This is a genomic window from Hymenobacter crusticola (assembly GCF_002154225.1).
Taxonomy (GTDB): Bacteria; Bacteroidota; Bacteroidia; order Cytophagales; family Hymenobacteraceae; genus Hymenobacter; species Hymenobacter crusticola.
Genome location: NZ_MTSE01000011.1, coordinates 44,867 through 69,051, shown reverse-complemented (window position 1 = coordinate 69,051; position 24,185 = coordinate 44,867). Strand labels below are relative to the sequence as shown.

Below are 24,185 nucleotides of genomic sequence, written 5' to 3'. Positions count from 1 at the left end.
GGAATCGTATTGCACGGGAATAGGAGAAATGTTGCGCAGAGCTACCTTCCGGGCCAGAAGCTATCATATGACCTCTCCCTACGCAACGAACTTCTTGAGTATCAAGGTAGCTGTGTGGCCGCCGAAGCCGAACGAGTTGCTCATGGCGTATTCCACGGGGCGGTAGGCCGGTCGACCTAGGGTCAGGTGGAGCTGGCTGGCAAAGCCTGCATCCGTCTGCGTCGTATTGATGGTGGGTGGTATTACGTCTTGCTGCACAGCCAGCACGCAAGCAATGGCTTCCACGGCGCCTGCCGCTCCTAGCAAGTGCCCAGTCATCGATTTGGTGGCGCTGATGTGTAGGTGGGGCGCTGGGCCAAACACCCGTTCAATGGCCCGCAGCTCGCTGGCGTCACCTAGGCCCGTGGAGGTGGCGTGAGCATTCAAATAGTCGATTTGCGCGGCGTGCAGGCTCGCATCATCGAGGGCGGCCTGCATACTGAGGTAAGCACCTTCGCCTTCCGGGTGCGTGCCCGTGAGATGATAGGCATCGGCGGCCATGCCGCCACCTACCACTTCTGCCAAGATGGGGGTGCCCCGCCGGCGGGCGTGCTCGTACTCTTCCAGCACCAGTGCCCCGGCGCCTTCGCCCACCACGAACCCGTCGCGGCTGACGTCGAAGGGGCGTGAGGCGGTAGCTGGCGTTTCGTTGCGGGTGGAGAGGGCGCGCAGGGCGTTGTAGCTGCCAATGCCAGTTTCGTTGATTGGCGCCTCCGAGCCGCCGGAAATCAGCACCTCGGCCTTGCCCCAGCGGATGTAGTTGAAGGCGTCAAGCAGGGCCGTGGTAGAAGTGGCGCAGGCCGACACGGTGGCGTAGTTCAACCCCCGCAGCCCATACTTAATAGAAATCACGCCTGCGGCAATATCCACAATCATCTTAGCGCCGAAGAAGGGATTGAAGCGCGGCGTGCCATCGCCTTGGGCAAACTCGCTTATCTGCTCTTGCAACGTCAGCAACCCACCCGCTCCTGAGCCCCAGATCACGCCGATGCGGTTGCGATTCAGGTGGTCAAAATTCAACTCGGCGTGGCGAATAGCTTCATCCGCTGCCACCAAGGCGTACTGCGTGAACGGATCATATTTGCGGATTTCGGAGCGCTCAAAATGACCGAGCGGATCGAAGCCTTTTAGCTCGCAGGCAAAGCGGGTCTTGAACTTGGCCGCATCAAAGCGCGTGATGGGTGCGGCCCCGCTCACCCCCGCCACGAGGGCACGGCCAAAGCCAGCTGCGTCGTTGCCAATAGGCGTCAGCGCCCCCACACCCGTCACGACTACACGTTTTAAATCAGGCATATATGTACTAGTAGAAGAAAGAAAGGAATCGGTAAGTAGGGCCTAGCCAGCCAAGGCGCGACGGGAAAGCGAACGTCATTTCGACCAGCGGGAGAAATCTCGCCTGGATTGGTAATGCCTGCCTGGCGCCAGTACGCGAGATTTCTCCCGCTAGTCGAAATGACAACTTATTAGGATAAGCTATTAGTGATCCGACAAGCTGACTTGCACCGGCCCACTGCTTTGCGGGCGACGCAGCACGAGCAGCAGGAGCGGCATGGCTGCCAAAAAGAACACCCCAACTAACAAAAAAGCGTCGTTATAGCTTTGAATACCCGCCTGTTGGTTCACCGTCGAATCGAGCAGTTGATAGGCGCGGTGCTGGGCCTCTAGTACCGGCTGCCCCAGCCGAGCAATTACCAGCTGCGTACCGCTGGCTAGCCGCTCTGGCACGGGCAAATCTACCGCGCTCAGGTGCGTTACCAACGATTGGCGGTGCTCGGCGAAGCGCGTAGCGAGGTAGGTATTCACGATGGCAATGCCGAACGAGCCGCCGAGTTGACGCATCATGTTATTCAGGGCCGCGCCCTGGGCAATGTCCTTCAGGGCCAGTCCCGACACAGCCAGCGCCGTGAGTGGCACCGTGAGCAGCGCTAGGCCTGCTCCGCGCAAAATCAAGGGAAAGTAAAAATCGTCCTTGCCCGCTGCTCCGTTTAGCCCAGCCATGCGCCAGCTAAAAGCGAAAAACAGCACGAAGCCCAGCGCAATGACCACCGGAATAGGTACGCCTTTTTGCAGGGCACGGGCCGTGAGCATTAGGCAAAAAATGGCCAGCACAGCGCCCGGCAGCAAGAGCAAGCCGGTATCGAGCACCGGAAAGTGCAGCAGGCGCTGGGCAAATACGGGCGTGAGATACACCGAGGTAAACAGCCCCATGCCCGTCACGAAGGTGAGCAGGGCTGCCACGGCGAGCGTCCGGCTTTTCAGCACGCGTAGGTCCACGATGGGGTAGTTGGTGGTAAGCTCCCACCAGATAAAGGCCACGAGGCCTACCACCGCCGCTACACTGAGCTGCGTGATATAAGGCGTGGCAAACCAGTCTTCCTCTTGCCCGCGCTCTAGCACCACTTGCAAGGCGCCCACACCCACAATGAGCAGCAGCAAACCTAGCCAATCCATGCGCAGGGTGGCACGGTTGGCAGCCGCTGGCTCTGGCACCAGCAAAAACGCCGCGATGGTGACCACTATGCCAATCGGCACGTTGACTAAGAAGATCCAATGCCAGGTGCTCACGTCCAGAATGTAGCCGCCTAGGGTCGGCCCGATAGTCGGGCCAGTGAATACGCCGATACCAAACAGCGCACTCGCCACCCCGCGCTTCTCCGGCGGAAACGCCTCAAAAACAATCGTCTGCGAAGTTGAAAGCAGCGCACCGCCTCCTAGGCCCTGCACGAAGCGGAAGGCCACCAAGGTCCAGATGTTGCTCGCGGTGCCGCACAGCGCCGAAGCGATGGTAAACAGAATAATCGAGCCGATAAAGTAGCGCCGCCGTCCGAGCCGGGCAGCCAGGAAGCTCGTGATGGGAATGACAATGATGTTGGCGATGGCGTACGAGGTGATAACCCACGAGGTGTCAGCGAGCGTCGCACCTAGGTTGCCGCTCAGGTGCGACAGTGCCACGTTCACGATGCTGGTATCAATCAACTCCATCACGGCCGCCGCAATGACCGTGGCACACAGCAGAAAGAGAGGCAAAACACGCATGGGAAGGATGTTTATACCGTTTGGTATATTTTTAGAGAAAAAAGTCAGACGGCTAATTCCGTGTTGATCAGGTGCTCGATGTGGTCGAGGGTGGTGAACAGTGCGCTAGCGTCGCTGGTGGCTTTGGCAACCAAGATGCCGCCTTCTACCAGCGCAATAAAGAGCGTGGCGTAGCGGTCCGCTTCGGCTTCGGGCCGTAAGTCACCTACCTGTTGCCCTGCTTTAATAATCTGGACGATGTTACCTCGCCAGCCCCGCAAACTCTCTTGCACGCGCTGGCGCAGGGCCGCTGGTGGGGCATCATCAACTTCCACGGCGGCGTTGAGAATGGGGCAGCCCCCTACACCTCGCAACTCCAAAAAGGCTTTCCGGTAGAAGCGAGGCATGGCCAGCAACCTTTCGCGGGCAGGAGCACTGCTTTCTGCGCCGGCCCGCATTCCTTCCCGGACCAGACCTAGGTTGTAGTCGAAAGCGGCCAGCGCCACTTCTTCCTTGTTCTCAAAGTTGCCGTAAATAGCGCCTTTCGTTAAGCCCGTTGCCGCAGTGAGGTCATTCAAGGACGTGCCGGCGTACCCCTGTTTGTTGAAAATGGAGGCCGTTTGCTCGATGATGAACTGGCGCGTACGTTCGGCTTTGGACATGAGGCTTAACAAAATCGGTGTAAATATACCATTTGGTATTAAACTGCCAACAGCGCAAAAAGCTGGCTACTCTTCTACCATCCGAGCGTTCTTGTTTTCCTCGCCAGATAAAGTGAAAACCCTGGCAAAGGCGCCGGTTTCGTTCGGCGGCTTTGCCAGGGTTCCCGCAGACGGAGCACAAGTAGCCGCCTGAAACGCTAGGTAGGTAGTATCGTTCTGCAAGAAAGCTAGCCCTGCGCGGTAGGGCGAACTACGACTTCATTCACATCTACATCAGCCGGCTGCTCAATGGCAAAGACAATTGCGCGGGCAATGGCCTCTGGTGAAATAGCTAGCTGGTCTCTCGTGCTGAGGATCTGCGCCTTAACCTCGGGGTTGGTCATGGCTTCCGCAAAGTCGGTGTGGATGAAGCCCGGCGAAATGAGCGTGACCCGCAGCTTTGCACCCGCTTCCTGGCGCAGGCCTTCGGAAATGGTGCGCACGGCGTTTTTGGTGCCTGCATAAACTGATTGGAGTGGAACAACCTTAAGCCCAGCAGTAGAAACGACATTGACAAACTGGCCAAAACCCTGCCGACGGAAGATCGGCAGCGCCGCCGCAATGCCGTACAGCGTGCCTTTGAGGTTGACGTCAATCATCTGCTCCCAGTCCTCAACGCGCAGGTCATCGAGGGCGGAAATCAAGCCAATACCGGCATTATTAACCAGTACGTCCAGTTGGCCGTATTGGTCGAGGGCGAGTTGCACGAGGTTGGCGACGTCCGCGCGCTGGGTCACGTCAGTCGGTATGTACGCCACCTGGCCACCTGTGGCCGTAATGCGCTCCGCCAACGCTTCCAAGCGCGCCGCTCGGCGGGCGCCGAGTACAACAGTTGCCCCGCGCTCAGCCAGCAACAGCGCCGTGGCCTCCCCAATGCCGCTACTGGCACCCGTAATAGCGACTACCTTGCCTGTGATATTCTCCATAGCATCTTATGTGTGTTGATGAAACCGCACAAAGATCGAGGCACTAGGCTAGGTTGAATTATGCAAATCAAGCCAAAACTTATGAAAGCACAACCGGCAGCTTACGGTAGGCGTTGGGCGGCTGGCCGGTGTGCTTCTTGAAAAAGCTGTTGAAATTGGACGCGTGCTCGAACCCTAGGCAGTAGCTTATGTCGGCCACGCTCCAGTTGCTGTGTCGTAGTAAGGCTTTCGCTTCGTCAATCAGCTTTTCGGCAATGTGCTGGGTCGTGGTTTTGCCCGTGGTTGCTTTCAGCGCTTTGTTTAGGTGGTTGGGATGAACTGCTAACTGCCGGGCAAACTCATTCGCATTTTTGAAACCTAGGGTATGCTGTGGCGAGGCAAGCGGGAACTGACGCCCTAGCAAATCCAAAAATAAAGTGCTCAGGCGGGCCGCCGACGTCCCTGGCTGGTAGCAGGGCGGGGCAGGCGCTATTTTGAGCGACTCATGCAAAATGATCTGTAAGTAGTTGCGCATCAGATCATACTTGTGCGCGTACGGGGAGTGCAACTCCGCCAGTAACTGTTCAAAAAGAGCGCGCAACAGGCGGGCTATTTCGGGAGGCGGAAACAACACCGGTGTGCCTCCGACCCGAAACAGCGGCGAGCCCGCCACACTGGCCGTGCGTAAGTGCGGGGTAATAAACTCCTCCGTGAACAAACAGACAAAGCCCGTTTCGCGCCCACTAAGTCGCTGCCAGGAATACGGAATCAGAGGGTTCACGAAAACCAACGCGCAATCTTGCACCACGACGCGCTGATCGGCGTACGCCAGTACGCCTTCTGCGCCGCAAAGCAACTTCACTTTGTAGAAGTCACGCCGGATATGCGGAAAGGCGCTGGGAGACGCAACATCTTCGATGCGGTAGGCACTGACTTGCCCAGCCGCCGGCCATTCCCTGCCGTATTGCTGAGCGTACTCAAAGATAGTTTCGGGTGAGTTCACCGGCCAAAGTTATGCAAATCAAGTCAACTGGCTACTATTGATTTGTGCGCATAAAGCAAGTTGAACCCCTGGAGAAATGCAGGCAGCTAGTAATTGATCGGACACATAAGGTGGCGGACCAGAATGTAACCCTAGCTTACCTCACCTTGCGCTACTACGGGCAAGCTAAACACGAATGTGCTGCCCGACCCTAGCTCGCTTTCTACCCACAGCCGCCCGCCTTGGCTCGTGATAAACTCGCGGGCGATGCTCAGCCCTAAGCCGGAGCCGCCTTTGTAGCCGTTTTTGTCGGGAATTTGCACGAAGCGCTGGAAGATTTTCTCCTGGTACTGCGGCGCGATGCCGGGGCCGTGGTCGCGCACGCGCACTTGCACCTGCTGCCCGTCGGGGGCTAGGTCGGCGCGGATGTGAATGGCTTCTTGCTCCGGCGAGTAGCGGATGGCGTTGGCAAGTAGGTTAAGCAGCACCCACGTGGTTTTTTCGATATCGGCGCGCACCGGCGGCAGGGTTTCCGGCACTTCGATATTGAGGGTGAGCTGTTTGGGCTGAAGCTGAAGCTGGATGGTGTCGGCGCCAAACTGCACGATGTCGTGGATGCGGCTGGGCTGGAAGTTGAGCTGAATGTTGCCCGACTCCAGCCGCGATACGTCGATCAGCTCGCCCACGAGCTTCAGCAAGCGCTGGTTTTCGCGGTTCAGGGTGGCGAGTAGCTTCTGCTGTGCCTCGTTGATCGGACCCACGCGCTGATCTTGCAACAGCATGAGGCTGAAGTTGATGCTCGACAGTGGCGTCTTCAACTCGTGCGACACGGTGGCCAGGAAGTTCGACTTGGCTTGGTCTAGCTTTTTAAAATCCGACACGTTGCGCAGCAGCAGGATGGAGCCCACAAACGCCTTCTTCTCCAGCGCCTCGTTGTAGGAAACCACGTCGTGCACGATGAGGCGGTAGTAGGCTTCCTCGCCGGCTTGGGCTAGGGTGAGCAGGGGCGGGTCGGCTTCGCGGCGGTTCGGCGGCAGGTCCAGGCGGTTCAGCATCTCGCGCAGCAGATCATTTTCCTTCGCTACTTCATCAGCCACGCGGTTTTCGAGCTGCTCCAACGGAATGCCTAGCAGGTTGCTCACCACGGGGTTCGCCACAATCACGCGGCGGTTTTGGTCGATCAGCAGCAGTCCCTCGTCGAGGCTGTTCACGATGCTGACCACGCGGTTTCGTTCGGTAATCAGCTCGGCGAGGGTGGAGGTGCGGTAGTCGCGGAGCTGCAGCAGCATCTGGTTGAAGGAGCGCGCCACTTGGGTGAATTCGTCGTTGCCTTCTTCGGGAATGGAGGCGGTGAAGTCGTGGCGGGCGGCATTGGCGAGGCTGGCCGTGAGCTGGCGCAGCGGGGCTACCGTGGCCTCAGGCACGCTGAAGATGAACAGCATCGTAAATAACACACTGAAGGTCAGCAGAGCTACAGTGTAGCGGTTGGCCTTCGTAGCGGTTTGCTGAGCGACTTTGTTCTTGCGCATCAAGGCCTGCATGTTGAGCTGCACCATGCGTGCCGTTTGCGCCCGCAGGAGTTGGTGACGGGGCAAAATTTGTTGCAGATAAAACGCCGATGTGGGCGCGTTAGCCGACTGCGGATCGAGCAAGAGCTGGTAGTCGGCGAAGAGGCGTGTGAGGCTGTCTACTACTTGGCGCTCACCTACTTCCGTGATGTTGCCGGCTTCGCGGGTTAGGCTTTGGCGGAAGCGTTGCAGCCCATTTTGCAGGGAGGCCGTGTACTCGGGGGGGGCGGTGCCCCCTAGGTAGCGTTGCTGCTCAAGAGGCGCCAACGCGTCCAACGCCGCGAACATCTGCTGCCCGAGCTGCACCGAGTAGAAATTGTCTTGCAACACCATCGACGAGGAGCGTTCTAAGCGCTTCACGGAGTACAACGCGTAAGCACTCACCCCAATGAGCATGGCCAGAACCGCCAAAAAGCCGAGCGTAATTTTATTTTTTAAGTTCATGCTGCTGAGCAGGCGAAAGATAAATGGCGATAAGGGAGTGAAAGAGCCAAGAACAACTAGCAGGACGTCATTTCGCGCCTAGCGAGAAATTTCGCGGGCTGTTGGTAGAACAGTCATGTCGATCAGCCGAAGACATCTCGCGTGCCATACTAACTCCAATCCTGGGGTCTACCATCCTAACATCAGCGCGCGAGATATCTTCGGCTGGTCGACATGACCGTTCTACCAATAGCATAATCAATACGTTACCAAGTAAATATCTACGTCCCGGTCCCAATCGGCGACGCGCCGAACAAGCTCGGCCGTTACGCTGCGCCGGGCTAGCTTATTCCACCAATTTTTCTCGCCCGTGACGCCACAAATCAACAGCGACACGTGCTGTTCGGCGGCTACGCGCAGTACTTCGGCCACCACGTCGGTGCCTTTTACCCGCAGAATCTGGCCGCCTAGCTCTGTGGCGAGCTGGAGGTTGTTGATGAGGTGCCGTTGGGCGGCCAACCCGATGCGGTCGGCCGATTCGGCAGGCGTTTGTACGTAGAGCACCGCCCACCTAGCCCCGCCGAGCCGGTCGGCCAGGCGCGAGGTTTTGCGGATGATTTCCTTGGCGGCTTCGGCGTTGGTGTTCACGCAGGCCAGCAGACGGTCAGCGTTGCGGCGCTGGGGCTGCACGGCCGCCGCGCCTGTATCAATCTGACGGCCAAGCTGGTTGGCTACTTCGCGCAAGGCTAGCTCGCGCAACTGCAAGAGGTTTTCGGGCTGGAAGAAGTTGCGCAGGGCGGCCGGCACTTTCTGCGGATCGTAGATCTTGCCTTCCTCCAGGCGCGCCCGCAGCTCGTCCACCGTCAAGTCGACGTTTACTACCTCGTCGGCTTGCTTCAGCACCTGGTCGGGCACGCGCTCGGTCACGTCGGTGCCGGTGATTTTCAGCACTTGGTCGTGCAGGCTTTCTAGGTGCTGCACGTTCACGGCCGTAATGACCGAAATGCCGGCCCGCACAATGTCTTCCACGTCCTGCCAGCGCTTCTCGTTCTTGGAGCCGGGCACGTTGGTGTGGGCTAGCTCATCGACAATCACCACTTGCGGGCGGCGCTGCAACACAGCGGCTAGGTCCATCTCTTCCAGCGCCCGACCCTTGTAATACAGCGTCTTGCGCGGTATCAGGGGCAAGTCGCGCAGCTGCGCCACGGTGCCGGGGCGGCCGTGCGTTTCCACGTAAGCTAGCACCACATCTACGCTATGTTGGTGCAGATCGTGGGCTTCCAGCAGCATGCGGTACGTTTTGCCCACGCCCGCTGCCAACCCTAGGTATACCTTCAGCCGGCCCCGGCGCTTCTGCTGCACCAAGCGCAAAAAACGCTCGGCAGATTGGTCGCGCAGTTCATCTTCGGCTGGGGGCATAGGGAATGGTGAAATGGTGAGGTGGTGATTGGTGAGTGCTTAATTATTTATGCTGGGCCGTCATGCTGAGCTTGCCGAAGCATCTTGCCCGCAATGGTAATCAAATACTACTGCGGGCAAGATGCTTCGGCAAGCTCAGCATGACGACCTGATGATTACGTTCTGTACGCTCTACTCCTTGAGCAGCGCGTCGGCGGTGCGTTGAAGCTGGCGGGCTTGCTGACGCAACTGCTCTACTAGCTGACGCTGCGCGCCTTCTTGGGGCAGAGAAGGCATAGGTGCGGTGCCAGGGCGGTGGTGGGTGGTTACCCGCTCCAGGGGGCCGCTGGCGTCGAGGCGCGGGGTGCCGTCGGCGGTTTCGTAGGTTTCGAGGCGGTGGGCTAGGTCGTTGAAGGCCACAGCGACGGGCGAAAACTCGTCGTTGGCACGCACGGGCAGGGGCTGGTCGTAGTGACCTTCGGCTACCCGACGAATGCCGACGGTCAGCTCCTCCACGGGACGGGTGAGGTAATCGGGGAAGCTGAAGATAAACGAGAACGTGGCTAGGATGCCCACCGCCGCCAGCAGCCCGAGCGTGCCGATGGTGCGGTTTGCAATCTGGCGGGTGCTGGATGCTTGGTGCTCAATGGCTTGCAGATTGATGGTTGCCACGCGGCTTACTTGGGCACGTACCTGTGCGTACAGTGGGGCTTGCTCGGCCGCCGTGCCGGCGTACTGCCGGAAAGAGGTCGTCAGCGAATCGACTAGCTCCCGCTCGCCGGGCTCGGTGATGTTGCGCTGCTCGGCAGCTAGGTGACGCTCAAACGTTTGGCGAGCCAGCGCGTAAGAGGGCGCCGCAACTTGCGGGCTAGGGGTGGTGCGCGCCTGGCGCATGTCGGCCAGCGCGTCGGCCATGAAGCGGGAGTAAGCCACCGAGCGGTAGTTATCCTGCAACGTAGCTTCGGTGCTGCGCGACAGCCGGTACAGGAAGTAGCCGCCGACGCCACTCAGCAGCAGGATAATGACGAACAAAAAGCCCAGCCCCAGCGTGAGCTTCGATTTGAGGGTACGTGCCATGGGTGAAAGCAGAAAACAGAACGAACAGCGTGCAAGTAGCTAGGTAGCAGCCGGTAGCGAACCGGGCCTAGCCGCGCCAAAGTGGCGCGGCTAGGGTAGCGGAGTGCATTAGAAGGACAGCGCAATGCTCGACGTTAGGTTGCCGTAACTGTCGGAGGTGCGGCCGTCTTTCTGCTGGAAGATGTTGCTCTTCGCGTCCAGCAGGCGGCCCTCCACGCGGAAGACGACGTTGCTGGTGGGGGCATAATCGAGGTTGAGCGAACCGCCTTTGAGCTTCACATCAGCATCGGTGGCGGCGGGCATGATGGAGTTGATAATCACCCCATGATCAGCGTTGTAGTACTCGACGCGGGCGGCGGCGGTCCACTTATCGGCTAGCTTGTAGCGCACAAAGGCGGCGCCGGTGTGCCACGTGTCGGCTTTGGTGCCATCCTGGGCTTTTTCCTGCTTGCCCACGTCGAACACCACGGCTAGGCTCAGGCGCTCGGTGGCCGTGTAGCTCACGTAGAAATCGTGGAAGTAGCGGCGGCGCTTCAGCGAGTCGGAGGGCTGCTCGTTGCCATAGAAGGTGCTGGAGTTGATGAGCAGCTTCTCGGTAGGTTTCCACTGAATCTGGGTACCGAGGGCTTTGCCTTGGTTGTTCTCGCGAATGTTCTGCCAGCCATTCAGCGCCAGCGCGGTCAAGGTCAGCTTGGGGTCGACTTCGTAGGTGAAGCGGGCGCCGGCCTCGTAGTAGGGCGAGTTTTCGGCCATGAGCGAGCGGGTCAGCGTCCAGTTGTCCTTGCTGATGGCCGACTCAAAGCCGATGTGCGAGGTGAAAATACCTAGGTCGAGCCACGCTTTCTGGAACGGCCGAAAACCGGCGTAGCCCTCGTAGATGTGCTTGAAAACCTGATCTTCAGCGGCGTAGTTGGCCGCTACGTACGTACCCGCATGTAGGGCGAAAGCACCGCGCACCTTCTCATCCTGGTAGCGCACCCCCACGATGCCGTTGTTGATGGTAAACTCGTTTTGGCGGTCGTGGGAGTAGAGGAAGCCGGGGCGGTCGTGGGTGTTGGCGTGCTTGAAGTCATAGCCATAGTAGCCATCGACGAAGCCGTAAAAGGTGAGAGGACTGGCACTGGGGGCTTTGATCGAATCAGCGGCGGAAGGCTGCTCCTGAGCTACGGCGGCGAAAACGGGCAGCGTGAAACCAAGGGCGAGCAGCAAAGAATTTTTCATGGGGCGGTTAGCGGCTAGCCGAAGCTAGGTTATCGAGGGCTAGGTTGAGGCGCAGTACGTTGACCCGGTCGGGGTTGATGACGCCTTTTTCTAGGTTGTTGTTAATTAAGCTTTTAATGGTGTTGGAGTCGATGTTGCGGGCCTTAGCAATGCGGGCCACCTGCACGTAAGCGCCCTGCGCCGACAAGTGCGGATCGAGCCCTGAGCCCGACGCGGTAATCAGCTCGGCGGGCACTTGGTCTTTCGTTACACCGGGGTTTTGCAGCAGAAAGGTATCAAGCCGGGCCTTCACGGTACCTAGGTACTCGGGGTTGGAAGGGCCTTTGTTGGAGCCAGCCGAACCGGCGGCGTTGTAATCCACCGCCGAGGGGCGGGAGCTGAAGTACTCGGGCCGGTCGAATTTCTGCCCTACGTTGTCGTAGCCGACCACGCGGCCGTTTTTGCTTACCGTTTCACCTAGGCCTTGGCCCGGTGCGAGTTGTGCCCCCGCCCACACCAGGGCCGGGTAAATAAGGCAGCACACCACCAGCAGAACCAAGGTGAGGCGGATGGCTGGAAGCAGTTGATTTTTCATTTTAAGAGAAAGTAAAAAGCTAGGGTTAGAGCTAGTTCCCCTCCTTTTTTCAAGGAGGGGGGCGGGGTGATTCCTCGGTGAACGACTTGCGTTTGGTCGTTTTAGCTTGGCTGTTTTTAGTAAACAACATCAGCAACGACGGTCAACCACCCCAGCGGCGCCTTCGGCGCCGCGTCCCCTCCTCATCTGAGGAGGGCAGCTGTCATTCAATCAATTACATAAACACGCCCACCAGCAAGTCAATCAGCTTGATGCCGATGAAGGGCACGATTACGCCACCTAGGCCGTACACGAGCAGGTTGCGGCGGAGCAGCGCCGAGGCGCCGATGGGCTTGTAGGCCACCCCGCGCAGGGCCAGCGGCACCAGCGCCGGGATGATGATGGCGTTGAAGATAACCGCGCTCAGAATGGCCGACTGGGGCGACTCTAAGTGCATGATGTTCAACGCACCTAGGCTCGGAATGGCGACCATGAACAAGGCCGGCACGATGGCGAAATACTTGGCCACGTCGTTGGCGATGCTGAACGTGGTGAGCGTGCCGCGGGTCATGAGCAGCTGCTTGCCGATTTCCACCACTTCGATGAGCTTGGTGGGGTCGTTGTCGAGGTCGACCATGTTGCCGGCTTCTTTGGCGGCTTGGGTGCCCGAGTTCATGGCCACCCCCACGTCGGCTTGGGCGAGGGCGGGAGCGTCGTTGGTGCCGTCACCCATCATGGCGACGAGCTTGCCGCTTTGCTGCTCAGTGCGGATGTAGGTCATTTTGTCCTCGGGCTTGGCTTCGGCAATGAAGTCGTCGACGCCCGATTTCTCAGCGATGAACTTCGCCGTTAGGGGGTTGTCGCCGGTTACCATCACCGTTTTGATGCCCATTTTGCGCAACCGCTCGAAACGCTCCTGAATGCCGGGCTTGATGATGTCTTGCAGCTCCACCACGCCCATCACGCGGTCATTTTCGCTCACGACCAGCGGCGTACCACCGTTTGAAGCCACGGCTTCGGCGCGCTGTGTTACTTCCTGCGGGAAAGGCTGGTTGGCCTTGTTGGCGAGCTGACGGATGGCGTCGGAAGCACCTTTGCGGATGCGGGTACCGTTGGCAAGCGTCACGCCGGAAGAGCGGGTTTCGGCGGTAAACTTGATCAGTTCAGCGCCTTGCAAGTGGGCTTGCAGCTGTTGCGGGTCTACGTTTTGCTCGCGGGCTAGCTCTACGATGCTCTTGCCCTCGGGCGTTTCGTCGCTGAGGGAGGCGGTGGTGGCTAGCTCGATAAGCTGGCGTTCGTCGACGCCGGGGGCGGGCCAGAAGTGGGTGGCTTTGCGGTTGCCGATGGTGATGGTGCCGGTTTTGTCGAGCAGCAGCACGTCGATGTCGCCGGCCGTTTCCACGGCTTTACCCGACTTGGTGATGACGTTGGCCCGCAGCGCGCGGTCCATGCCCGCAATGCCGATGGCCGAGAGCAGGCCGCCAATGGTGGTCGGAATCAAGCACACAAACAGCGCAATAAACGAGGCAATGGCAATCGGCGTTTTGGAGTACACGGCGAAGGGTTGCAGCGTAACGCACACAATCACGAACACCAGCGTGAAGCCCGCCAGCAAGATGGTGAGGGCAATTTCGTTCGGCGTTTTCTGCCGGGCGGCGCCTTCCACGAGGGCAATCATTTTATCGAGAAACGACTCGCCGGGCGCCGTAGTCACGACTACCTTGATGCGGTCGGATAACACCTTGGTACCACCCGTGACGCTGGATTTATCGCCGCCAGCTTCGCGAATTACCGGCGCCGATTCGCCCGTAATGGCCGATTCGTCGATGGTGGCTAGGCCCTCAATGATTTCGCCGTCGGTGGGGATGATTTCGCCGGCTTCCACCACGAACATCTGGCCTTTCTGGAGCTGGGAGGAGCTAACCGACGAAATGTTGCCTTTTTCGTCGATGACGCGGGCAGGTGTTTCCTCGCGGGTTTTGCGCAGGCTTTCGGCTTGGGCCTTGCCGCGAGCTTCGGCAATGGCCTCGGCGAAGTTGGCAAATAGCAAGGTGAGCAGCAGCACCAGGAAGACCACGAAGTTGTAGGCAAACGAGCCCTGCGCCGGGTCGGGGTTCACCAGCAGACCTAGGGTCACGAAGAGCATGACCACCGTGCCGAGCTCCACGGTGAACATCACCGGGTTGCGGTACATCAGCCGCGGGTCGAGCTTCACGAAGGATTGCTTGAGCGCTTCCTTCACGAGCTGGGGCTGAAATAGGGATTGGGATTTGGGAGACATGAGATTGTCGTTCTGACAGGCGCCTCACCCCCTAGCCCCCTCTCCGAAGAGGGGAAACTAGCTCTAGTTTTCTAGAATGCTAGTTCTAGTAGGATATGGCAATGAGTTACTAAGGCTAAAAAGCTAGGCTAGTTCCCCTTCTCCTTTTCGGAGAGGGGGCTAGGGAGTGAGGCGCCCGTGTGGCGCCTAATACAGGCTAAAATGCTCAGCAATAGGGCCTAGGGCCAGGGCTGGGAAGAAGGCCAGGGCGGCGATGATGACGATAACCGCCAGCACCATCACGCCGAAGGTGGCTGTGTCGGCGGGGAGCGTGCCGGCCGATTCGGGCACGACTTTCTTGCGGGCGAGCAGGCCGGCAATGGCGACCGGGCCGATGATGGGCAGGAAGCGCGAGAGCAGCAGCACCACGCCCGTCGAGATGTTCCACCACGGCGTGTTGTCGCCGAGGCCCTCGAAGCCGGAACCGTTGTTGGCGGAGGCGGAGGTGAACTCGTAGAGCATTTCCGAGAAGCCGTGGTAGCCGGGGTTGGCGAGCCAGCCCGCGTATTCGGTGGGGTTGCCGGCGTAGAGGTGAGCCGTCATGGCGGTGCCAGCCAGGATGAGCAGCGGGTGCAGCAGCGTCACGATAACGGCAATTTTCATCTCGCGGGCTTCAATCTTTTTGCCCAGGAACTCCGGCGTGCGGCCCACCATCAGGCCCGCAATGAACACGGCGATAATCAGATAGGCGAAGAAGTTGAGCAGACCCACGCCGCAGCCCCCGTAGAAGGCGTTGGTCATCATGCCTAGCATCTGACACAGGCCCGACAGCGGCATAAACGAGTCGTGCATGGAGTTGATGGAGCCGCAGGAAATCACGGTGTTGGTGATGGACCAGTAGGCTGAAGCCGCCGCCCCAAACCGCATTTCCTTGCCCTCCAGCGCCCCTAGACTCTGGTTGATGCCCATCTGGGAAATGGCGGGGTTGCCGTGCATTTCGTAGTAGATGGTGGGGGCGAGCAGGGCCACGAAGCCTACGGTCATCACCCCAAAGATCATCCAGGCCAGGCGCTTACGCTTGAGGTAGAAGCCCAGGGCGAAGATCATGGCCAGCGGAATCAGCGTCAGGGCCACGTTCTCGACCACGTTGGTGACGAAGTTGGGGTTTTCGAGCGGGTGCGCCGAGTTGGCACCGTAGAAGCCGCCGCCGTTGGTACCCAGCTCCTTGATAGCCACCATGGCGGCCACCGGGCCGCGGCTCACGGCCACTGAGTCGCCTTGCAGCGTAACAAGCTCTTGCTTGCCAGCCATGGTCATGGGCGTGCCGTTGAAGGCTAGGATGAGCGCAATGACCAGCGACAAAGGCAACAGCAAGCGCGTCAGGCTCTTGAGAAAGTAGTTGTAGAAGTTGCCGAGCTTGTCGGTGGTGCGAGCTTGTAGGGCGTTGAAGATGACCACCGCGGCGGCAATACCGGTGGCGGCCGACACAAACTGCAAGAAGGTAATCACCACAATCTGCGACAGATACGACAGGCCCGACTCGCCGGAGTAGTGCTGCAAGTTGCAGTTCACCAGAAAGGAAATAGCCGTGTTGAAGGCTAGGTCCGGTGACATGCTGGGGTTGTGGTCGGGGTTGAGGGGCAGCACGCCTTGGGTGCAGAGCACGGCCATGGCCAGCACAAACCATACAAGGTTGATGGTGAGCAGCGCCACTAGGTGCTGCTGCCACGTCATTTCGCGGTTGGCGTCGATGCCCGAAAGGCGGAAAATGCCGCGCTCGACGGGCGCGAGGAAGTCCAGCGCATTTTTGTCGCCGCGGAATACGTTCGCCAAAAAGCGTCCGAGCGGCAGCGCCAGCCCCAGCGCGAGGCCAAACATGACGAGGACACCTAGCAAATCTTGATTCATAACACGAGAGAAGTAGAAGGGAAAAGGCAGAAGGCGACTAGAAGCGCTCGGGCTTCAGCAGCACGTAGATCAGGTAGCCAAACACGGCCAGCGACAACAGAAAAAGGGCAATCATCATGGCGCAACGGGCGTTAGATGTGGTCGAAGTATTCCACGGATTTATAGAAGAGCCAGAAGCCAGCGAGGCCAGCGGCAGTGAGCAACGGAATCATGAGAGCGGGCGCCATGGGGCAAAGTGGTGTAGTGAATGATTGGATATGCCAGGTAGCTTGCGAAAGTCAGCCCAACCGGCATTGTTCTGCTCGGTTATTCTATTTATCATTGATATACAGTGCGTTGTATTGCTGAAAATCGACTTTGCGCTGACCGAAAAACCAGGGGGTACTAGCGTTTCGCTAGGGTCGCTTTACCAGAATGCTAGGGCCGCGCGCTACCTAGGGCCGCCTGTGGCGTTGCTAGAGTAGGAAGCCACACGGAGCACAAAGGGCCGAAAAGTCAAACGCGGCTTCTCAACCTGAGAAGCCGCGTTTGGCGGTTAGTGGCAGTGAAACAGGCTTAGGCTAGGATGTCGGCACGCTGGTGTTCATAGGCTTGGAAGAGGCGGGTGGGCATAAGTTGGCGGGCTAGGGCCACGCCTTCGGGCGTGTCGTCGAGGTGCAGGTCGGGGAGGTAAATGGTTTCCATGGCCGCGGCGAGGTAGGCATTGCCGCGGCGCAAGAGCTCCTCGGCCACGGCAAAGCACTGGCGCAAGCGGGTGAGCTGGTTGGCCAGAATGGCCTGGTGGGTATAGAGTGCAAACTGACCCAGCGGGCGGTAAAAGCCGCCGCAGCGCGGAACGGGCTGAAGCTTCAGCGCCAGATCGGGAAAGTTGGAAATGAGCAGTTGGATGGTTTCGTTGGGGGTAAGCATAATCGTAAGCATTGACAAGGCGGAAGCGAAAGGCGCGGGCAGAACTAATCAGATAATCAGCTCAATAGCTAGCCAGAGCAGCAGCAAAAAACCAAGGGTATATTTCATGGAAGCAATGGTAGGGGAAGCAAAAACCTAGCGGCGGGCGCAAGCCTGCGACAACGGGCGGGGCATGAACTGCTCCAGCAACTGCGGATCTTGGGGGAGTTCGGCTAGGTGCAGCGCGGGCAGGTAGCCGTGCAGAACGGCCGCCGTCAGGGCCGGGTCGTTGAGTTGCAGCAGCTGATTGGCCAGCACCAGGCAGGCGCGTAGTTGCGGCAGGCGCCCGGTAAGGGCCACGTGGCGCGTGTAGGCCGCAAAGGCCGCCAGCAGGTCGGGGAGGGCGGCGGGCTGGTTGCAGCCCGGCAGCTCATGTTCGAGGGCCGGAATGTGCTGCACCAGCAGCGCTGAAAGTTGAGAGGAAGCCATCATAGCCAGCAAAAAAGGACAGTGAAACAGACTGACTGCGCGGTTGCTGCCAAGCAAGCAACTGCATGTGCCAGAAAGTTGTCAAGGCAGGTGCCAGGCGCTGGATACTTGATTCTTCTGTTTGTAAATAGTTGTTAATGAGATAATAATCGTAAAAGGATGCGGCCGTAAGGTCGCCAAAAAGCGTGATGCCCCCTGTCGTTTCGCTACAGGTGCTCTACGCTTTTGCATAGCTCTAAATGAGATTTTAGCTTCGGCTGCTGGTAATATTGCTAGGTATAGGCCTTGCTCGGCCGGATTTATAATCCGGTCGTTCGGAGCTGCGGATTTGCAATCCGCCCGGCCGCGCCGCTAGGTGTTTTCGTGCAGGCGCAACTGCCCGCTTTGCGGGCGGGGATTACAAATCCCCAGCTCCTAACAGCCGGATTACAAATCCGGCCGAGCAAGACCGAGCAAGACCGAGCAAGACGAGCAGACCTAGCAACTGCTACCACTGCACCGGCAGCACGCGAGATGTCTCCCGCTGGTCGACATGACGTTCTCTACTGATGTTCCTTGATTTTACTGGCCATCGGCCCACCCTAGCAAAATGAAAGGCGGGGTGCCGGGGCAAGTGGCGCTTACAGGGCGGAAATCCACTGGAGAGGGCAGTGGCACCTAAATGGCGGGGAGATACTGCGTGAGGCTAGCTCACCTACTATTTCCACGAACCCAAAGCCTCATCACGCCACCTATGCCTGATCTACTTGCCGAAATAACGCACGCTGCGCGAGCGTACTACCAACAGCTCCAACGAATTAGCTGCACCGAAATCGATTTTCGAGATTGGCTACAGGCATTGCCGATGGTTGAGCGCGAGCAAATGGTGGCAGATGGGTTTGCTATTGCGTGCACGCGGCGCGCGTTTCAGCGCCACTGTTTGGAGTGGCGCGGCTACTTGATGCGCGAGTTTATGCGAACCCACTTGTCGGTTGCTGCTTTCGACTTGTGGGAAGCGCACGGTGAGTTCAATGGTGATTTGTCGACCTAGGTTCTGGTAGCCAAGTAATTAGAGCTCGTACTCTTGCAGCTTGCGGTACAGGGTCGTCAGGGCAATACCTAGGATGCGGGCCGTTTCGGTTTTGTTGCCGTGCGTTTCGAGCAGGATGCGACGAATGTGACTTTTCTCTGCGCTCCGTAGCGTGCGCTCGTCGTCGACCAGGCTAGGAGCCTCGGCGGACGGTTGGGGCTGGTCGAACTCGGCGGGCAGGTACTCGGGCGTCAGCACGTCGCCGTCGGCTAGGATGACGGCGCGCTCTAGCACGTTTTTGAGCTCGCGCACGTTGCCGCGCCAATTGTAGTGGGTGAGGTGACGCAGAAAATCAGCGTCCATGCCGCGCAGACGCTTGCGGAGCTTGGCGGCGTAGAGGCGCAGAAAGTGGTTGGCCAGCGGCTCAATATCTTCGCGGCGGGCATTGAGCGGCGGCACGGCCACCGTGAACACGGCCAGGCGGTAGTATAAATCGGGGCGGAAGTGGCCTGCGTCGGCTTCCTGGCGCAGGTTGCGGTTGGTGGCGGCCACAATGCGCACGTCGGCGGAGCTAGGTTTGGTCGCGCCAATTTTGGTGAATTGCTGCGTTTCCAGCACCCGCAGTAGCTTGGCCTGAAGCTCTAGCGGCAATTCCCCGATTTCGTCCAGAAACAGCGTGCCCGTGTTAGCTTCTTCCAGCAAGCCTTTCTTATCAGTGAGGGCACCCGTAAACGCGCCTTTCTTGTAGCCAAATAGCTCCGACTCAAGCAAATCCTTCGGAAACGCGCTGCAATTGACGGCCACAAACGGCTTCGTACGGCGCGGACTAGCCTCGTGGATGGCCTGGGCAAACAGCTCCTTGCCGCTGCCCGTCGGGCCTTCCAGCAGCACGGTGCTATCGGTTTGCGCCACGCGTTGCGCTAGGCTTTTGGCTTGATTGAGCGCCGTCGAGTGCCCAACCATGGCGTCGAAGGTGTAGGGCAGGGCCACGCGCTTTTCCAGCTCGGCTACGCGACGCTTGAGCTGCGCTTTATCGACGGCGCGACTCACCACGGCCACGAGCTGGCGGTCGGAGTCGCCTTTGGTCAAGTAGTCGAAGGCGCCTTGCTTCATGGCCTGCACCACGTCGGGGATGGTGCCGTAGGCCGTCATCAAGATAACCTCGGCCAAGGGCGCTTTTTCCTGATAACGAGGCAGTAAGGCTAGGCCGTTGCCGTCGGGCAGCTTCACGTCGGAGAGAATGACGAGGATTTCATCGACGTGTTCCTGCAAAAGCTCTAGGCCGCGGTAGGCGGTGGCCGCTTGGAGCACGGTGTAGCCTTCAAGCTCTAAAATTTGGCTCAGCAGTTGGCGTAAGCTAGGCTCATCGTCGATGAGCAGCAGGGTGCCGGTAGGCATGGGGAGAATGGTTGGTGGAAAAACCGGCCGCAAAGTACGGCGGAATGCGTGTAGCGCGGACTTTGTAGTCCGCGAGTACGGGTAATGAACGTAAACGCTACAGTTGGAGGAGCAGACCGACAAGCGCGGACTACAAAGTCCGCGCTACAGGTATTCAGCATGGAAAACCAGCCGCTGATGCGACAAGACGCAAATTGTTGCGTCTCTACCTCGTTCACCAACTATCTCAACGGTAATCATATCGACCAGCGGGAGACCTCTCGCAGGCAGTGCTAACTTCAATGGCTCGGTTTAGCTTTACAACAACAGCACGCGAGATGTCTCCCGCTGGTCGATATGACGTTTATTTGTTTGGCAATCTTACTGTAATCTGAATCCCCTCATGCCTTTTTCTTCTGAGTCCATTCGGGCTTGCTTTCCTGCTTTACAAGAACGCGCTGACCATAAACCGTTTATCTTTTTCGATGGCCCCGGCGGCACCCAAATGGCGCAGCAAACCATCGACGGTTTGCTCGGCTACATCACCGGCGGCATGGCGAACTTGCACGGCACGTTCGCGACTAGCCGCGCCACCGACGAGTTATTGGAAGCCGGCCGCCGCGGCATGGCCGATTTTCTGAATTGCCAACCGCAGGAAGTGGCCTTCGGGCAAAACATGACCTCGCTGGCCTTCACCATTGCGCGCAGCCTAGGTTCTTTCATCCAAGCCGGCGACGAAATCGTGGTGACGGAGCTCGACCACCGCGCCAACGTGGACCCCTGGGTGACGCTCGCCCAAGACCGCGGCGCCGTGGTGAAGTTCATCCCCGTGAACCCCGAAACCTACACCCTAGAACTCGACCACCTCGACGAGCTGATTACGGCCAAAACCAAGCTGGTGGCCGTCACGATGTCGTCGAACGTAGTGGGGACGGTGCCGCCGGTAGAGCAGATCATTCAACGCGCAAAAGCCGTGGGCGCGTTGATGGTACTGGATGCCGTGCACGCCACGCCGCACTATCCTATTGATTTTCAGAAGCTAGGTGCTGATGTGCTGTTTTGCTCGGCGTACAAGTTTTTCGGCCCGCACCTAGGTATTGCGGTGGTGTCGGCGGGGCTGTTTGAAAAATTGCCTGTGTATAAGCTGGCACCGGCGCCCACCTACATTCCCGATAAGCTCGAAACCGGTACGCAGAACCACGAAGGCATTGCCGGCTTGCTCGGTGCTTTGGCGTTCATCGAGAGCCTAGGTGAAGGCAACACCCGCCAAGAGCGACTGCGCACGGCTATGCAAACCGTTGAAGAACAGGAACAACGGCAGGCGCAGGAGCTCGAAGCCTTCTTGCAAACGCTGCCGCACGTGCGCCTGTACCGAGCCCCGGCCGGCACGCGTAAAACACCTACCGTTGCCTTCACGCTGGAAGGCGTCAACTCGCGGGAGGTCTGCGCCTGGTTTTTCGAGAACTACAACATGAACATCGCCGACGGCCACTTCTACGCTTCCACGCTGGCAGAAAAGCTAGGTATCATGGCGCAAGGCGGCTGGATTCGGCTGGGCCTAGCTCCGTATAATACCGATCAGGAAATCGAGCTGTTCAAAACTGCACTGCTGGCTTTTATAAAAAGAAGCTACTGAACTATATGAAAAGACCGTCATGCTGAGCTTGCCGAACCGAAGGAAGGCGCGAGCCAAGCATGACGGTCTTTTATAGCTTAGCTGTGACCCTAGAAAATCTGCACGGGTGGCGGGTTAAGCTCTGGGCGCTGGCGCTGGTGCCAGTAAGGGTAAACCGGCGGCGTGTCGCTGACCTTGTCCAGGCGGGTTACTTGCTCGGGCGTCAGGTTCCAGCCCACGGAGCCTAGGTTCTGGCGCAGCTGCTCTTCGTTGCGAGCCCCGAAAATAACACTGGTAATCGTCGGGCGCTGCAAGAGCCAGTTGAGGGCAACCTGAGCGACGGTTTTGCCGGTTTCTCCGGCTAGCTCGTCCAGCACGTCCACGATGGCGAATTGCAACTCATCGGGTACGTCGGGGCCCTGGCCGCCGCCTTGCTGCAAGCGGCTGCTCTCCGGAATCGGCTGACCACGACGTACTTTGCCACTGAGGCGCCCACTTGCCAGCGGCGACCACACAATGGCACCCACGCCCTGATCCAGCCCTAGCGGCATCAGTTCCCACTCGTATTCGCGGTTGATGAGGGAGTAATACACCTGGTTGCCGATGTAGCGCGACCACCCGTACTTCTCCGACACCGACAGCGACTTCATCAGGTGCCAGCCCGAGAAATTGGAGCAGGCGATGTAGCGTACTTTGCCGCTCTGCACGAGGTCATCCAGCGCGCGCAGCGTCTCCTGCACGGGGGTGCGCGAGTCGAAGCCGTGCATGTAATACACGTCGATGTAATCGGTGCCTAGGCGCTTCAAACTATCCTCGCAAGCTTTCACCAAGTGCAGGCGCGAAGAGCCAAAGTCGTTCGGGCCTTCGCCCATCGAGAAGGTGGCCTTGGTGCCAATCAGAACCTGTTGGCGCCGGTCGCCGAGCGCCTGAGCGAAGATTTCCTCGGCCATGCCGTTCGAGTACACGTTGGCCGTGTCGAAGAAATTGACGCCCGCTTCCAGGCAAATGTCGATCAGGCGGCGTGCTTCCGCCACGTCGGTGCTGCCCCAGGCTTTGAAGAACTCGTTGCCTCCGCCGAAAGTCGCGGTGCCGAAGCTCAAGACGGGCACGTACAGGCCCGAGGCCCCTAGCTGTCTGTATTCCATAAGTTGTTTTGGTTGGAAGGAGAACCTAGCCATAACCGGACAATCGGTGGTCTGGTTATGGTCGAGGTGCTTACGGCGCTGCTTAGAAAGTAGTCAAAAGCCAAAAAAGAACGTCCTACTGAGCTGGTCGAACCGAAGGAAGGCGCAAGCCAAGCTTCGCTGCTGAAGCCGAAACGATGTAGAGACGCGACACTTCGCGTCTCCTCCTTGAACGATCTACCTGGAGCGACCTAGGTAAACAACAGCCGCAACGAGGAGACGCAAAGTGTTGCGTCTCTACAATCGGTAGGCGAAGCGGTAACTTCGACAGGCTCAGCAGGACGGCCAAAGCAGATTATTCAGCTTTGCTAAACACCTTCGATTATCCGAAAGGGCCCCACGAACCTAGCCTAGCAAGCACCAACCTGTCGAGCGTATGTAAGCAGTACGCTACCTATCCTCGGCTAGCCACTGCATCGTTTGATACTGGCCCGAACCTAGAAAAAGCTGCAAGATTTTATCCGTCATTTTCAAGCCATTAGCGCTGTTGGTCAGGAAAACAATACTTTCCTGCTTGCCGGGGAAGGCCATGAAAAAGCCCTGAAAGTCGCCGTTGTCGCCCCACTGCCAAATGGCCGGGCCGTGGCTAGTAGTAGCTAGGCCAACCCCGTAAGCCCACGCAATAGCGGCATCGGTAGAAGTAGGGGGCACGCGGCAGCGGTTGGCCGGGTTGGCTGGCGTAAGCAGGAGCTTAGCTGTGGCAGGAGCTAGGCCTTTGCCCGTTAGTACGGCTTGCAAAAAACGGTTGTAGTCGCTGGCCGTGGAGAGCAAGGTGAAAGCCCCGTAGGGCGCGGTAAAGTGCAGCTGCTGGGTGGGTTTGCCCGCGGCATCATGGCCGAAAGAGGCATTAGTGGTAAAAGCATCGCGCCAGACGAAGCTGCTGTGCGCCATCTGCAAGGGGGCAAATACTTCCTGCTGCGCCAACGTGTTGAAGGGTTTTCCGGTCAGATGCTCCAGCGTTTTTTGCAGAAATACATAGGCCTCGCCGGAGTAATTCCAGCAGCTATCGGGCGCGTAGCGCAAGTGCAAAGGCGTGGTGCTCCAACTAGCACTCAAAGGGTTTTCCGCCCAGTTGGGCAAGCCGGTAGTGTGCGCCAGCACCATGCGCGCCGTGATGTTGGCGGCGCGTGGCTCCTGTTGCAGCCGCGGATACGCGTAGTACGTCAGCAGCGGCGTATCCAGCTTCAGTACGCCTTGGTCGCACAAGCGCAGCGTGAGGTAAGCCAAAACCACTTTGCCGAGCGAGGCCGCTTGAAACGTGGTGCCCGCCTCAACAGCTTCAGCACTACCGCTTTTGCGCAAACCTAGGTTGTAGACAGTGGCAGTGGCTTTCTGACTGTAAACCAGCTGCATGCCGGGCACTTTTTCTTGTTTCAGCAACGCCTCTAGTTGTGCTTGCTTTGTGGCCTTGTCACCAGGCGCCGCCCGATGCGGGGATTGAGCCGCCCCAACCAGCGCCGTGGTCCAAAGGAATAAGAGTAAAAAAGCTTTCATGAAAAACGGATCAGTAGGTGATGCAAGCTAGATGCAAAACGCACCTGGTCCGTTGGCTGAACAGAGAGATACCCAAAAC

20 protein-coding genes are annotated in these 24,185 nt (G+C 58.7%); 2 read left to right on the top strand and 18 right to left on the bottom strand.

The annotated features are described in order from the left end of the window. Positions 1–78 precede the first annotated feature (78 nt). The 15 genes from fabF to BXP70_RS18685 all read right to left on the bottom strand — a co-directional run bounded on the left by fabF (position 79) and on the right by BXP70_RS18685 (position 17,430). Positions 79–1,332, bottom strand: coding sequence for a beta-ketoacyl-ACP synthase II (fabF, locus tag BXP70_RS18755; RefSeq protein ID WP_086595652.1), 1,254 nt, complete (start codon positions 1,330–1,332; stop codon positions 79–81). Between the two features lie 183 nt (positions 1,333–1,515). After that, complete coding sequence (locus BXP70_RS18750) at positions 1,516–3,075, bottom strand: DHA2 family efflux MFS transporter permease subunit (RefSeq protein ID WP_086595651.1); 1,560 nt, start codon at positions 3,073–3,075, stop codon at positions 1,516–1,518. A 44-nt stretch (positions 3,076–3,119) separates the two neighbouring features. Next, positions 3,120–3,716 (bottom strand): TetR/AcrR family transcriptional regulator, encoded by a 597-nt coding sequence (locus BXP70_RS18745; protein ID WP_086595650.1) that lies wholly within the window; start codon positions 3,714–3,716, stop codon positions 3,120–3,122. Between the two features lie 227 nt (positions 3,717–3,943). Continuing rightward, on the bottom strand, positions 3,944–4,681 hold the full coding sequence (locus BXP70_RS18740; RefSeq protein ID WP_086595649.1) for an SDR family oxidoreductase: 738 nt from the start codon (positions 4,679–4,681) through the stop codon (positions 3,944–3,946). A gap of 79 nt (positions 4,682–4,760) precedes the next feature. Further along, a complete protein-coding gene (locus BXP70_RS18735; RefSeq protein ID WP_086595648.1) occupies positions 4,761–5,663 on the bottom strand; it encodes a helix-turn-helix domain-containing protein in 903 nt (300 codons plus the stop codon). Between the two features lie 131 nt (positions 5,664–5,794). Further along, a complete protein-coding gene (locus tag BXP70_RS18730; protein WP_086595647.1) occupies positions 5,795–7,654 on the bottom strand; it encodes an ATP-binding protein in 1,860 nt (619 codons plus the stop codon). A gap of 237 nt (positions 7,655–7,891) precedes the next feature. Continuing rightward, a complete protein-coding gene (locus tag BXP70_RS18725) occupies positions 7,892–9,052 on the bottom strand; it encodes a histidine kinase (protein ID WP_086595646.1) in 1,161 nt (386 codons plus the stop codon). 171 nt (positions 9,053–9,223) lie between these two features. Beyond that, positions 9,224–10,108 carry a HAMP domain-containing protein gene (locus tag BXP70_RS18720; RefSeq protein ID WP_086595645.1) on the bottom strand — a complete coding sequence of 295 codons (885 nt, stop codon included), beginning with the start codon at positions 10,106–10,108 and terminating at the stop codon, positions 9,224–9,226. A 108-nt stretch (positions 10,109–10,216) separates the two neighbouring features. Continuing rightward, positions 10,217–11,329, bottom strand: coding sequence for a porin (locus BXP70_RS18715; RefSeq protein ID WP_086595644.1), 1,113 nt, complete (start codon positions 11,327–11,329; stop codon positions 10,217–10,219). Between the two features lie 7 nt (positions 11,330–11,336). Further along, positions 11,337–11,903, bottom strand: a complete 567-nt coding sequence (kdpC, locus tag BXP70_RS18710) for a potassium-transporting ATPase subunit KdpC (RefSeq protein ID WP_086595643.1) — start codon at positions 11,901–11,903, stop codon at positions 11,337–11,339. A gap of 214 nt (positions 11,904–12,117) precedes the next feature. Next, a complete protein-coding gene (gene kdpB / locus BXP70_RS18705) occupies positions 12,118–14,163 on the bottom strand; it encodes a potassium-transporting ATPase subunit KdpB (RefSeq protein WP_086595642.1) in 2,046 nt (681 codons plus the stop codon). Between the two features lie 186 nt (positions 14,164–14,349). Continuing rightward, positions 14,350–16,050 carry a potassium-transporting ATPase subunit KdpA gene (kdpA, locus tag BXP70_RS18700; RefSeq protein WP_086595641.1) on the bottom strand — a complete coding sequence of 567 codons (1,701 nt, stop codon included), beginning with the start codon at positions 16,048–16,050 and terminating at the stop codon, positions 14,350–14,352. A gap of 37 nt (positions 16,051–16,087) precedes the next feature. Beyond that, a complete protein-coding gene (gene kdpF, locus BXP70_RS31070) occupies positions 16,088–16,165 on the bottom strand; it encodes a K(+)-transporting ATPase subunit F (protein WP_143436583.1) in 78 nt (25 codons plus the stop codon). A gap of 440 nt (positions 16,166–16,605) precedes the next feature. Next, positions 16,606–16,959, bottom strand: coding sequence for a DUF7674 family protein (locus BXP70_RS18690; protein WP_143436575.1), 354 nt, complete (start codon positions 16,957–16,959; stop codon positions 16,606–16,608). Positions 16,960–17,094: 135 nt separating this feature from the next. Beyond that, positions 17,095–17,430 carry a DUF7674 family protein gene (locus BXP70_RS18685; RefSeq protein WP_143436574.1) on the bottom strand — a complete coding sequence of 112 codons (336 nt, stop codon included), beginning with the start codon at positions 17,428–17,430 and terminating at the stop codon, positions 17,095–17,097. A 730-nt stretch (positions 17,431–18,160) separates the two neighbouring features. Here BXP70_RS18685 and BXP70_RS18680 point away from each other — a divergent pair. After that, positions 18,161–18,457 (top strand): hypothetical protein, encoded by a 297-nt coding sequence (locus tag BXP70_RS18680; RefSeq protein ID WP_086595637.1) that lies wholly within the window; start codon positions 18,161–18,163, stop codon positions 18,455–18,457. 18 nt (positions 18,458–18,475) lie between these two features. Here the strand turns inward: BXP70_RS18680 and BXP70_RS18675 are convergent, their stop codons facing one another. Continuing rightward, entirely contained in the window at positions 18,476–19,834 is a 1,359-nt protein-coding gene (locus BXP70_RS18675) for a sigma-54-dependent transcriptional regulator (RefSeq protein WP_086595636.1), read from the bottom strand. A gap of 382 nt (positions 19,835–20,216) precedes the next feature. Here BXP70_RS18675 and BXP70_RS18670 point away from each other — a divergent pair, with 382 nt between their 5' ends. Further along, positions 20,217–21,449 carry a cysteine desulfurase-like protein gene (locus BXP70_RS18670; protein ID WP_086595635.1) on the top strand — a complete coding sequence of 411 codons (1,233 nt, stop codon included), beginning with the start codon at positions 20,217–20,219 and terminating at the stop codon, positions 21,447–21,449. 89 nt (positions 21,450–21,538) lie between these two features. Here BXP70_RS18670 and BXP70_RS18665 read toward each other — a convergent pair whose 3' ends face one another. Beyond that, entirely contained in the window at positions 21,539–22,573 is a 1,035-nt protein-coding gene (locus tag BXP70_RS18665) for an aldo/keto reductase (RefSeq protein WP_086595634.1), read from the bottom strand. Between the two features lie 429 nt (positions 22,574–23,002). Continuing rightward, positions 23,003–24,106, bottom strand: a complete 1,104-nt coding sequence (locus tag BXP70_RS18660) for a serine hydrolase domain-containing protein (protein WP_086595633.1) — start codon at positions 24,104–24,106, stop codon at positions 23,003–23,005. Positions 24,107–24,185 lie beyond the last annotated feature (79 nt).

Coding starts and splice junctions, on each gene's coding strand:
- BXP70_RS18685 (WP_143436574.1), bottom strand. CDS start 17,430: ATGATGGCTTCCTCTCAACTTTCAGCGCTGCTGGTGCAGCACATTCCG.
- BXP70_RS18715 (WP_086595644.1), bottom strand. CDS start 11,329: ATGAAAAATTCTTTGCTGCTCGCCCTTGGTTTCACGCTGCCCGTTTTC.
- BXP70_RS18680 (WP_086595637.1), top strand. CDS start 18,161: ATGCCTGATCTACTTGCCGAAATAACGCACGCTGCGCGAGCGTACTAC.
- BXP70_RS18665 (WP_086595634.1), bottom strand. CDS start 22,573: ATGGAATACAGACAGCTAGGGGCCTCGGGCCTGTACGTGCCCGTCTTG.
- BXP70_RS18660 (WP_086595633.1), bottom strand. CDS start 24,106: ATGAAAGCTTTTTTACTCTTATTCCTTTGGACCACGGCGCTGGTTGGG.
- BXP70_RS18720 (WP_086595645.1), bottom strand. CDS start 10,108: ATGGCACGTACCCTCAAATCGAAGCTCACGCTGGGGCTGGGCTTTTTG.
- BXP70_RS18670 (WP_086595635.1), top strand. CDS start 20,217: ATGCCTTTTTCTTCTGAGTCCATTCGGGCTTGCTTTCCTGCTTTACAA.
- kdpB (WP_086595642.1), bottom strand. CDS start 14,163: ATGTCTCCCAAATCCCAATCCCTATTTCAGCCCCAGCTCGTGAAGGAA.
- BXP70_RS18725 (WP_086595646.1), bottom strand. CDS start 9,052: ATGCCCCCAGCCGAAGATGAACTGCGCGACCAATCTGCCGAGCGTTTT.
- kdpA (WP_086595641.1), bottom strand. CDS start 16,050: ATGAATCAAGATTTGCTAGGTGTCCTCGTCATGTTTGGCCTCGCGCTG.
- fabF (WP_086595652.1), bottom strand. CDS start 1,332: ATGCCTGATTTAAAACGTGTAGTCGTGACGGGTGTGGGGGCGCTGACG.
- BXP70_RS18690 (WP_143436575.1), bottom strand. CDS start 16,959: ATGCTTACCCCCAACGAAACCATCCAACTGCTCATTTCCAACTTTCCC.
- BXP70_RS18740 (WP_086595649.1), bottom strand. CDS start 4,681: ATGGAGAATATCACAGGCAAGGTAGTCGCTATTACGGGTGCCAGTAGC.
- BXP70_RS18745 (WP_086595650.1), bottom strand. CDS start 3,716: ATGTCCAAAGCCGAACGTACGCGCCAGTTCATCATCGAGCAAACGGCC.
- BXP70_RS18675 (WP_086595636.1), bottom strand. CDS start 19,834: ATGCCTACCGGCACCCTGCTGCTCATCGACGATGAGCCTAGCTTACGC.
- BXP70_RS18750 (WP_086595651.1), bottom strand. CDS start 3,075: ATGCGTGTTTTGCCTCTCTTTCTGCTGTGTGCCACGGTCATTGCGGCG.
- kdpC (WP_086595643.1), bottom strand. CDS start 11,903: ATGAAAAATCAACTGCTTCCAGCCATCCGCCTCACCTTGGTTCTGCTG.
- BXP70_RS18730 (WP_086595647.1), bottom strand. CDS start 7,654: ATGAACTTAAAAAATAAAATTACGCTCGGCTTTTTGGCGGTTCTGGCC.
- kdpF (WP_143436583.1), bottom strand. CDS start 16,165: ATGATTGCCCTTTTTCTGTTGTCGCTGGCCGTGTTTGGCTACCTGATC.